This window comes from Peterkaempfera griseoplana, from assembly GCF_001418575.1.
GTDB lineage: Bacteria > Actinomycetota > Actinomycetes > Streptomycetales > Streptomycetaceae > Peterkaempfera > Peterkaempfera griseoplana.
In genome coordinates this window covers 1-10,435 of sequence record NZ_LIQR01000638.1, presented here as the reverse complement: position 1 = coordinate 10,435, position 10,435 = coordinate 1, and the positions used below count along the sequence as shown (strand labels likewise).

10 protein-coding genes are annotated in these 10,435 nt (G+C 73.2%); 5 read left to right on the top strand and 5 right to left on the bottom strand.

Annotation, left to right across the window (positions count from 1 at the left end; translation table 11 throughout):
• Positions 1–307: ATP-binding protein (locus AOK09_RS34565; RefSeq protein WP_169797108.1), on the top strand; the 307-nt coding region annotated here is incomplete at its 5' end.
• On the top strand, positions 304–564 hold the full coding sequence (locus AOK09_RS34560; protein ID WP_055591159.1) for a hypothetical protein: 261 nt from the start codon (positions 304–306) through the stop codon (positions 562–564). The genes AOK09_RS34565 and AOK09_RS34560, both read left to right, overlap by 4 nt.
• A 77-nt stretch (positions 565–641) precedes the next feature.
• On the opposite strand, the gene AOK09_RS34555 is transcribed toward AOK09_RS34560, so the two are convergent.
• The 4 genes from AOK09_RS34555 to AOK09_RS34540 all read right to left on the bottom strand — a co-directional run bounded on the left by AOK09_RS34555 (position 642) and on the right by AOK09_RS34540 (position 5,350).
• Entirely contained in the window at positions 642–1,547 is a 906-nt protein-coding gene (locus tag AOK09_RS34555; RefSeq protein WP_055591158.1) for a sucrase ferredoxin, read from the bottom strand.
• 21 nt (positions 1,548–1,568) lie between these two features.
• Positions 1,569–1,805 carry a hypothetical protein gene (locus AOK09_RS34550; protein WP_055591157.1) on the bottom strand — a complete coding sequence of 79 codons (237 nt, stop codon included), beginning with the start codon at positions 1,803–1,805 and terminating at the stop codon, positions 1,569–1,571.
• Between the two features lie 209 nt (positions 1,806–2,014).
• Positions 2,015–2,716, bottom strand: a complete 702-nt coding sequence (locus AOK09_RS34545) for a DUF6082 family protein (protein WP_055591156.1) — start codon at positions 2,714–2,716, stop codon at positions 2,015–2,017.
• Positions 2,717–2,899: 183 nt separating this feature from the next.
• Positions 2,900–5,350, bottom strand: coding sequence for a DNA gyrase/topoisomerase IV subunit A (locus AOK09_RS34540; RefSeq protein WP_055591155.1), 2,451 nt, complete (start codon positions 5,348–5,350; stop codon positions 2,900–2,902).
• A 302-nt stretch (positions 5,351–5,652) separates the two neighbouring features.
• Here AOK09_RS34540 and AOK09_RS34535 point away from each other — a divergent pair, with 302 nt between their 5' ends.
• Both AOK09_RS34535 and AOK09_RS34530 read left to right on the top strand, forming a co-directional pair.
• Positions 5,653–7,047, top strand: a complete 1,395-nt coding sequence (locus AOK09_RS34535; protein ID WP_055591154.1) for a M16 family metallopeptidase — start codon at positions 5,653–5,655, stop codon at positions 7,045–7,047.
• Entirely contained in the window at positions 7,044–8,432 is a 1,389-nt protein-coding gene (locus AOK09_RS34530) for a M16 family metallopeptidase (RefSeq protein WP_055591153.1), read from the top strand. The genes AOK09_RS34535 and AOK09_RS34530 overlap by 4 nt, the downstream gene beginning before the upstream one ends.
• Before the next feature lie 215 nt (positions 8,433–8,647).
• Here AOK09_RS34530 and AOK09_RS34525 read toward each other — a convergent pair whose 3' ends face one another.
• The gene (locus AOK09_RS34525; RefSeq protein ID WP_055591152.1) at positions 8,648–9,022 is read right to left on the bottom strand and encodes a hypothetical protein; all 375 of its coding nucleotides are present in this window, start codon (positions 9,020–9,022) and stop codon (positions 8,648–8,650) included.
• A 189-nt stretch (positions 9,023–9,211) separates the two neighbouring features.
• Between AOK09_RS34525 and AOK09_RS34520 the strand changes: the two genes are divergently transcribed.
• Positions 9,212–10,246, top strand: a complete 1,035-nt coding sequence (locus AOK09_RS34520; RefSeq protein ID WP_055591151.1) for an aminoglycoside phosphotransferase family protein — start codon at positions 9,212–9,214, stop codon at positions 10,244–10,246.
• The last annotated feature ends 189 nt before the right edge of the window (positions 10,247–10,435 follow it).

Sequence of the window (10,435 nt, the reverse complement as noted above, 5' to 3'; positions counted from 1 at the left end):
GCCCGGGGGTGGGATGTCGTTCTCGGCCGCGTTGGTGGTGGCCGAGCTGGCGGCCAATGCGGTGCTGCACGGCCGGCTGCCGGGCCGTCACTTCGAGTTGCGGCTCTCCGCCGATCCGCCGGTGCTGCGGATCGAGGTGTCCGACGCCCGGGGGGAGTGCCGCCCCGGGCCGCCCGCGCAGCCCGGGCCCGGTGCCGAGAGCGGCTGGGGGCTGCTGCTGGTGGACCACCTGGCGGCGCGCTGGGGTGTACTGGACCGCAGCCCGGTGGGGAAGACCGTCTGGGCCGAGCTGGAGGACGCGGTATGAGGGCGGCGGCCGACGGGCATGAGGTGGTCGCGGAACTCCGGGTGGCGACCGGCAGCATGGGGCTGGCCTTCCCCGAGCTGTGCCTGAGGGAGGAGGACGGCATCGCCTGGGGCTGCACCACGGTGGAGACCGCGCACCGTTTCCTGGACCTGCTGGCGCTGATGGACGCGGCCCGGGAGGCGGAGGCGGCACTGATGGCCCGGATCTACCGGCGCTATCCGCAGCTGCGGCACGGGCTGCACCCGCATCGCCACTGAGGCCGTGGCCGGCCGGCGGCCAGTGGCCCAGTGCTCCTGCGGTCCTGCGGTCCTGCGGTCCGCCGGTCCGGACGGGACTACCGGGCCGTGACAGTCCGGACGTCCATGCGGGCCGGGGTGCCCGGGGACTTGCCGCAGCTCTCCGGGCGGGGCGGCTCAGAGAGGCCCTGGGCCACCTCCACCTCCCAGGCCCTGCCGTCGGTGTGGCACACCTGGAGCCGCCACAGTCCGTCCTGGGCCGGGGAGCCGGCGGTGACCGCGAGGGCGTCGGCGTCCTCCTCGCCGACGAGCCGGCGAACGGCGAGTTCGGCGGCCTGGCCGGGGCGTTCCCAGCAGGAGCGGCCACGGCACCACTCGGCAGTCATCCGGCCGTCGGCGGTGGCCGCCAGTACCTCCTTGGCGGCGGCGGCCGTCAGCCGGCCGTAGGCGTAGCCGAAGGGCAGTACCAGCATGGTGGGGGAGAAGCGGTGACCGCCGAGGTGGGTCACCTCCCACACCTCGCTGTGACCCGAGGCCGCCAGCTCCGCTGCCAGGGGACGGCCGAGCAGCGCGCAGCAGCGGTCACGGCGGCCGTTGGTGCACACCAGGGCGAGCGGGTCGCCGGTGTGCTCACGGCCGAGGCCGCCGTGGTCGCCGCCGCCGAGGGCCGCGAAGTCCAGGTCCAGCAGTTCGGCGGGGTTCCCGACGGTCTCCCTGCGTACCCATGACGAGCCGGGGGCGGTGTGCGCGACGATCACCCGGTGCCGCTCGGCGGTGTGGTGGTCGGCGTGCCGCCCCGGCCTGCGGATCAGTGCGATGCGGACCCCTGTGCCCTTCGCCGCCCGGTCCAGGGCCCGGCCGACCTCCGCGTCGAGGTGGCTCTCGACCGGAGCCTTGGCGCCCCAGGGCCCGGACTGCTCCAGCAGCAGCCAGGTCATGGCGCTTGCCGCTGTCGCGGCCAACGGCTCGGACAGTTCGGCGGAGAGAGTCGCACAAGTGCTCACTTGTGCCACCCTACGCCGGGCCTAAAGATCGGGGATCTCCGCCTTGGCCCGCACCAGCAGCTCCCTGGGGATCACCACGATGCGCTCGTTCCCGCCCACACCCGCGTCGGCGGGAAGCGACCCGATCAGGGCGGCGGTGGCCTCGGCGCCGATCACTGCGAAGTTCCCGTCGGCGAGCTCGAAGAGGTCGGGGCAGCCACCGCCGCCCGCGCAACCGCGCTCCCGCGGGGACGGACCGAGCCGTCGCTCGACGTTCACCTGGCCACCTGTTCTCTTTGGACGCGTGTGGTGCCCGCGTCCAACGTACGGAGAAGAGTACTGCGGCCTCTGTGATACAGGTGAGGATTCCCGTAGATCAAATCGGACTCACCCCAATGCCCGTGGCGGTACGGCCTCCGAGTGCCGTGACGGGTGACGTTCTTGCACGTCACGCGCATGATTTTCGCCGCGGGCCCCTGGTGGTGGAGCTAGCCCTCCCGGGGGTCCCTCTCGGGAAGGCCGGCCAGTGCGTCGTCGACCATGCTCCCGAAAAGGCGTTCGTCCGAGTCGACGGGAAGGATGTTCCGATAGCTCTGCGCGGCGGCCCAGTAGGCACGGAAGTCGGGACTCTCGGCGAGGAGCCCGATGTAGCCGCGCACAGCTTCCGAATCCTGGCTGCTCAGGCGGTGCAGCATCACAAGATGGGCGAAAATCAGGTTGGCGTACAGATGCTTCCGCACGGTGCTGTGCGGCAGGGAAGGCTCGTAGTCGGGCCAGACCCGAGCCAGATCGGGGTCGGCGATGGCCATCTTCAGGAGATCCACGTGGAGGGCGCGGACCTGGGCCTCGGCGCTGCGTCTCAATTCCGTGCACGAGTTGGTCATCTCTGCCCGTTGAAGTGCGAGCTCCTGTCGTTGCATCCGTAACTCCTGCCGTTGCAGCGATACCCCTGCCACGACCAGCAGCAGCGCCAGCCCTGAGAAGACCGCGCCCGCGGCCTCGAAATACTGCCCCGCACTGCCCCGTGCCGTCGCTGCGGCCTGGCTCCCGCTCCCTCGCTCGACCGCGTCGATCATCCATCCGCTGAGCGCGAACGATGCGACGCAGACCGTGGCGACGGCTGCCAGGGCGAGCGCGGTCCACAGGGCGTAGCGGGCTATCCCGCGGGACGGTGCCCGTCCTGCCTCCATATGCGCCCCCGAACATGCCACCATCCGCGTTGGCAGCACGGATTGCCTTCGCGGTGTGCCCAGGACCTCGTTGTGTCTGTCCCCGGGTGATTCCCGGACGGGGCGTCAGCCAATCGCACAGAGGGACGGACCCGGTGGCAAACCGGCCACCGGGTCCGTCCCTCAGGGATCAGAGACTCCTGATCAGACCGGTCCTGCCACCGCTGCGACCTGGTGGGTGACCGGGATGCCCGAGCCGTCCCGGCGCGGGTCGAGCTCCGGCAGCTCCACCGGGGCTCCGGCGGAGGTGGCGGCGCGGGCCGGGGAGGGGCCGGCCCAGGCGAAGGCGAGGGCGTCCTCCCCGCGCAGGAACCGCTGGCAGCGGACGCCGCCGGTGGCCCGGCCCTTGCGCGGATACTGCTCGAAGGGGGTGAGCTTCCAGGTGGTCTGGGTGCCGCCGTCCAGCGTCCCGGTGGCGGTGGCGACCGAGAGGACCACCGCGTCCGCGGCCGGGTCGACCGCGGTGAAGGAGAGCACCCGGGCGCCGTCGGCCAGCTTGACGCCGGCCATGCCGCCGGCCGGGCGGCCCTGCGGACGGACCTGGCCGGCGGGGTAGCGCAGCAGCTGGGCGTCGGAGGTGATGAAGACCAGGTCCTCCTCGCCGGTGTGCAGCTCGACCGCCCCGACGACGGTGTCGCCCTCCTTGAGGCCGATCACCTCGAACTCGTCCTTGTTGGCCGGCCAGTCGGGCACCACCCGCTTGACCACCCCCTGCACGGTGCCCAGCGCCAGGCCGGGTGAGGACTCGTCCAGCGTGGTCAGGGCCAGCACCCGCTCCTCCGCGGCCAGCGGCAGGAACTCGCTGGCGGGAGCGCCGCCCGCGAGGTTGGGCGTGGTGGAGCTGGGCGGCAGGGCGGGCAGGTCGATGACGCTGAGCCGCAGCACGCGCCCGGCCGAGGTCACCGCGCCGATGTCGCCGCGGGCCGTGGCCGCCACCGCGGAGACGATCACATCGTGCTTCGCGCGGCGCTCGCTCGGCTCCAGCGAGTCGCCGTCCGCCGTACGGGCCAGCAGCCCGGTGGAGGAGAGCAGCACCCGGCAGGGGTCGTCGGCGACCTGGAGCGGCACGGCGGCCGCGGCGGGCACCGCACCGGCCTCCAGCAGCACGGTGCGCCGCTCGGTGCCGAACTGCTTGGCCACGGCGGCCAGCTCGCTGGAGACCACGCTGCGCAGCTTGGCGTCGGAGTCGAGGATCTCGGTGAGCTCGGCGATCTCCTTGTGGAGCTTCTCCTGCTCCGCCTCCAGCTCGATCCGGTCGAACCGGGTGAGCCGCCGCAGCGGGGTGTCCAGGATGTAGGCGGTCTGGATCTCGGACAGCCCGAAGCGCTCCATCAGGCGCTCCTTGGCCTGGGCGGCGTTGTCGCTGGCCCGGATGAGGGAGATGACCTCGTCGATGTCGACCAGCGCCACCAGCAGGCCCTCGACCAGGTGCAGCCGGTCCTGCCGCTTGCCGCGCCGGAACTCGCTGCGCCGGCGCACCACCTCGAAGCGGTGGTCGACATAGACCTCCAGCAGCTCCTTGAGCCCCAGGGTCAGCGGCTGACCGTCCACCAGCGCCACGTTGTTGATGCCGAAGGACTCCTCCATCGGCGTCAGCCGGTAGAGCTGCTCCAGCACCGCCTCCGGCACGAAGCCGTTCTTGACCTCGATCACCAGCCGCAGACCGTGCTCACGGTCCGTCAGGTCCTTGACGTCGGCGATGCCCTGGAGCTTCTTGGAGCCGACCAGGTCCTTGATCTTGGAGATCACCTTCTCCGGGCCGACGTTGTAGGGCAGCTCGGTGACCACGATGCCCTTGCGACGGGCGGTGACGTTCTCCACCGACACGGTGGCGCGGATCTTGAAGGTGCCGCGGCCGGTCTCATAGGCGTCCCGGATGCCCGACAGGCCCACGATCCGGCCGCCCGTCGGAAGGTCCGGGCCCGGCACGAACCGCATCAGGGTGTCCAGGTCGGCCCCCGGGTGCCGGATCAGGTGCCGGGCAGCGGCCACCACCTCCGCCAGGTTGTGCGGCGGCATGTTGGTCGCCATCCCGACGGCGATCCCGGTGGTGCCGTTGACCAGCAGGTTCGGGAAGGCTGCGGGCAGCACCAGCGGCTCGCGCTCGCTGCCGTCGTAGTTGGGGCCGAAGTCGACGGTCTCCTCGTCGATCGACTCCACCATCGCCATCGCGGCGGCGGTCAGCTTGGACTCCGTGTACCGCATCGCGGCAGGCGGGTCGTCGTTGCCCAGCGAGCCGAAGTTCCCATGGCCGTCGATCAGCGGCAGCCGCATCGAGAACGGCTGCGCCAGGCGCACCAGGGTGTCGTAGATCGCCGCGTCGCCGTGCGGGTGCAGCCGGCCCATCACCTCGCCGACCACACGGGCCGACTTCACATGGCTGCGGTCCGGGCGCAGGCCCATCTCATTGGCCTGGTAGACGATCCGGCGGTGCACCGGCTTGAGGCCGTCACGGGCGTCGGGCAGGGCACGGGAGTAGATGACGGAGTAGGCGTACTCCAGGAAGGAGCCCTGCATCTCGTCCACGACGTCGACATCGAGGATCCGCTCCTCGAAGTCGCCGGCGGGCGGGGGAGGCGAACTGCGGCGGGCCATCGCGGGCGGGCTCCTTTGCGTGGTCAGCGTCGATCGGCGCCGTACGGGCACGGCGGTTCCCTATTGTGGCCCCTTCCTACGACACACCCGGCCACCACCCCGCACCGCGTCCCGCGCCGCCGCGCAACCACCAGGCCACCGCCGTGCCGCCGCGACGCTTCCGCCTGCGGCGAACACCCCGCCCGGACAGGCATCTCCGGGCGTCCCGTTCGTTGCACCACAATGGGGCACCACGAGGGGCACAGCCCCCCGCCCGCGAGCAGGAACCACCACCGAGCAGCGACGGGAAGGACCCGACCAGCATGGCCAACCCGGCCCCCGCCTCCTCCTCCGGAGGCCTCGCCATCACCGAGCACCGCCTGGCCAACGGCCTGCGCGTGGTGCTCTCCGAGGACCACCTCACGCCGGTGGCCGCCGTGTGCCTCTGGTACGACGTCGGCTCCCGCCACGAGGTGAAGGGCCGCACCGGCCTCGCCCACCTCTTCGAGCACCTGATGTTCCAGGGCTCGGCCAGCGTCCAGGGCAACGGGCACTTCGAGCTGATCCAGGGAGCCGGCGGCTCCCTCAACGGCACCACCAGCTTCGAGCGCACCAACTACTTCGAGACCATGCCCGCCCACCAGTTGGAGCTCGCGCTCTGGCTGGAGGCCGACCGCATGGGGTCGCTGCTGGCCGCCCTCGACCAGACCAGCCTGGACAACCAGCGCGACGTCGTGAAGAACGAGCGCCGCCAGCGGTACGACAACGTGCCCTACGGCACCGCCTTCGAGAAGCTCACCGCGATGTCCTTCCCCGAGGGGCACCCCTACCACCACACCCCCATCGGCTCCATGGCCGACCTGGACGCGGCCACCCTGAAGGACGCACAGGCCTTCTTCTCCACCTACTACGCACCCAACAACGCGGTGCTCTCCGTGGTCGGCGACATCGACCCGGACGAGACGCTGCGCTGGATCGAGAAGTACTTCGGCACCATCCCGGCGCACGACGGCAAACCCGCACCCGTCGACGGCTCCCTGCCGCCGGTCAGCGGTGAGGAGCTGCGGCTCACCGTCCGCGAGGAGGTCCCCTCGCGCGCGCTGATGGCCGCCTACCGGCTGCCGCACGACGGCACCCGGGAGGCCGACGCCGCCGACTTGGCCCTCACGGTGCTGGGGTCCGGCGAGTCCAGCCGCCTCTACAACCGGCTGGTGCGCCGCGACCGGCTCGCGGTCGCCGCCGGCTTCGGACTGCTGCGCCTCGCCGGCGCCCCCTCCCTGGGCTGGCTGGACGTCAAGACCTCCGGCGACGCCACCGTGGAGGCCATCGAGGCCGCCGTCGACGAGGAGCTGGCACGGTTCGCCGAGGAGGGCCCGACCCCGGAGGAGCTGGAGCGGGCCCAGGCCCAGATCGAGCGCGAGTGGCTGGACCGGCTGCAGACCGTCTCCGGCCGGGCCGACGAACTCTGCCGCTACGCCGTCCTCTTCGGCGACCCCGCCCTCGCCGGCTCGGCCCTCTCCCGGGTCCTGGAGGTCACCGCGGAGGAGGTCCGGGACATCGCCCGGCAGCGGCTGCGCGCCGACAACCGTGCGGTCCTGGTCTACGAGCCGGTCCACCCCGAGGCCGGCGAAGCACCGCAGACCCCCGACAGCTCCGAGATCTCCGAGGCCCCCGCGGTCAACGGAGAGGCCGACGCCACCGAGGGAGGCGCCGCATGACCGGCATCAAGCCCACCATGACGTTCCACCCCCGTCCCGAGGCGGGCGCCCCCACCCCGTGGGCCTTCCCGGCACCCGAGCGCGCCACCCTGGACAACGGCCTCACCGTGCTGCACTGCCACCGCCCCGGCCAGCAGCTGGTCGCCGTGGAGGTGCTGCTCGACGCCCCGCTCGCCGCAGAACCCGAAGGGCTCGACGGCGTCGCCACCATCCTCGCGCGGGCGTTCAGCGAGGGCACCGACACCCTCACCGCCGAGGAGTTCGCCGGTGAACTGGAGCGGGCCGGCGCCACCATGGACGCCCACGCGGACCACCCCTGCGTCAGGGTCTCCCTGGAGGTCCCCGTCTCCCGGCTGGAGCGCGGTCTCTCCCTGCTCGCCGACGCACTGCGCGCACCGGCACTGCCCGAGCACGAGATCGAGCGGCTGGTCGCCAACCGCCTCGACGAGATCGTCCACGAGCTGGCCAACCCGGCCCGCCGGGCAGCCCTGGCGCTCTACGGCGACCTCTTCGAGAGCGCCGACCGGCTCTCCCGGCCCCGGGCCGGCAGCGCCGAGACCGTGCGGACCATCGACCGGGCCGCCGTACAGGCCTTCTACGCCGCGCACGTCCGCCCGGCCACCGCCACCGCCGTGATCGTCGGCGACCTCGACGGTGTGGACCTGGACGGCATCCTCGCCCGCACCCTCGGTGCCTGGAGCGGCGACAAGGCCGCCCCCGCCACCCCCACCCCGGTGAAGGCCGACGACCACGCCCGGGTGATCATCGTTGACCGGCCCGGCTCGGTGCAGACCCAGCTGCTGATCGGCCGGGTCGGAGCCGACCGCCATGACGAGACCTGGGCGGCGCAGGTCCTCGGCACCTACTGCCTGGGCGGCACCCTCACCTCCCGCCTCGACCGGGTGCTGCGCGAGGAGAAGGGCTACACCTACGGCGTCCGCGCCCTGAGCCAGCCACTGCGCTCGGCCCCGGACGGCTCCGGCCGGGTGCTGCTCGCCATCACCGGCTCGGTGGACACCCCGTCCACCGCCCCGGCGCTGGCGGACACCTGGACGGTGCTGCGGACGCTGGCCGCCGAGGGACTCACCGACGCCGAGCGCGACGTCGCGGTGCAGAACCTGGTGGGGGTGGCGCCGCTGAAGTACGAGACCTCCGCCGCGGTCGCCGCCACCCTCGCGGACCAGGTCGAGCAGTCCCTGCCCGACGACTACCAGGCGCAGGTCTACCGGCGGCTCGCGGAGACCGGCACCGCCGAGGCCACCGCCGCCGTGGTGGCGGCCTTCCCCCCGGAGCGGCTGGTCACCGTGCTGGTCGGGGACGCCTCGGTGATCGCCGATCCGGTACGGGAGCTGGGCATCGGCGAGGTGACCGTCCTCCAGCCGTGACCATCGGGTGAGCTGACGGGTAGTCATATCGCAGTCGGCCGGTCATGCAGCCGTGAGCGCTCAGAGGGCCTGGTCGGTTGCGCGGTCCTGAGTGTTCAGGAAGCGTGACCGGCCGGGCAGCCCTGAGCGTCCGGCGCGCCTGAGTGTCGGGCGAGCCTGAGTGTTCGGGGTGCCGGAGTGCTCGGCGTGCCTGAGTGTTCGGGGTGCCTGAGCGTTCATGCGGCCCCGGGGACCGCCGGCCCGTCCGCCGCCGGTCCCCGGGCCGCCCACTCCTGCGGGCCGACCAGGAACGGCCTCCCCGGCCGCTCCGGCTCCCAGCCGCCGGCCAACGCCAGCCGCACCGCCGCCGCAACGGTCGACGGCAGCACGCTCATCGACGGCCGCCCCAGCCAGTTGTCGGGCCGGGCCGCCCCCACATCCACCACCAGCACCGTGCCGGGCACACCGTCGGCCTCGTGCACCCGCTCCACCGCGAAGGTCAGCGCTGACCAGCCCATCCCCTGGCAGTAGGTCGGCCTGGGCCGCACCCGCCAGCGGTACTCCGCCCCGTCCACCGCGATCAGCCGTGAACCCCTGCGCACCAGTGCCATCGCCGTCCCCCGTCCCCACTGTTCCGTAGCCGTCCCAGCCCGCGACCGGCGGGCAGGCTATCGGCCGACCCCGCTCCCGGCACCCGTTTTTCGACAGCCGGCCGGCCCGGTCCGGCGCGCCGGCACCGGGGGCCCTTCGGGCAGGCGGCCCGCTCCGCCCCCTTGCGGTGCCCTGCGAGGATGGTCCGCATGACGTCGAAGCTGCCATTCGGAGACACGCTGAGGGCGCAGCTGGGTCCGCCGGGCGCAGCACGACGGCTGGGCAGCAGCCCTCGCTCGCGGGTCTGGCACGTCGAACTCCCCGGCGGCCCGGCCGTGGTCAAACAGCACGTCGACGGGCCCGACGCCGACGAGCGCTACACCCGCGAGGCCGCCGCGCTGCGGCTGGCCGCACGGGTGGACCCACCCGTCGCACCGCGGCTGCTGGGCACCGACCCGGCAGCGCGCGTCCTGGTACTGGAGCGGCTGGAGCACCGGGCGCCGGCCGACGACTGGATGGTCGGCTACGCCGCCACGCTGGCCCGACTGCACGCCGCCGCACGGCCGGAGGACTCCGCCGTCCTCCCCGTCTGGAGCGGCCCCACCGCCGACGACGCCGCAGCCTTCCTCGACCTCGCCCGGCGACTGGACGCCGACATCCCCGCACGGGCACCGGCCGAACTCGACGACCTGCTCGCCCGCCTCACCCGGGCCCCGGGGCGGGCACTGCTGCACGGCGACCCCTGCCCCGGCAACGACCTGCACACCCCCGGCGGGGTCCGCTTCGTCGACTTCGAGCAGGCCGCGCTGGGCGACGGCCTGGTGGAGCTGGCCTATCTGCGGATCGGTTTCCCCACCTGCTGGTGCGTCACCGTGCCGTCGCCGCAGCTGCTGGACCGGGCCGAGGCCGCGTACGACGACGCCTGGTACACCGCGACCGGGACGACCCGCTCCGGCGACCTCGCGGACGCCTGCGCCGGCTGGCTGATCCGCGGGGACGCCCTGGTCCAGCGGGCCTACCGCGGCACCGCCGATCATCTCGCGCGCGTCCGGCACCGGGACTGGAGCTGGGGGACCGTGACCGCACGGCAGCGGCTGCTGCACCGGTTGGGGGTGGTCGAGGAGATCACCGCGGACCGGGCCGACCTGGCCGGAGTGCGTCAGCTCTGCGCCGGTCTCGGCCGCTCCGTCCGGAGCCGGTGGCCTGCGCTGCGGCCGCCGCCCGGCCGGCGGCCGGTGGCATAGGGCTGGGTCCTGCAAGGGCCCGGGTGGTGCGCGGGCGCTGGGACTGAGCCGGGTGGGACGGCGCTCGGTGGGCTGCGCTGGGCGGGACCAGCGCTGGGCCGCGTCGGCGGAGTCGGCCGGGTGCGTCCGGTACCGGGCCGGCTCGCAGGCTTGGGGCTTGGGGCAACCGGGCGCTGGGCGGGAGTGGGT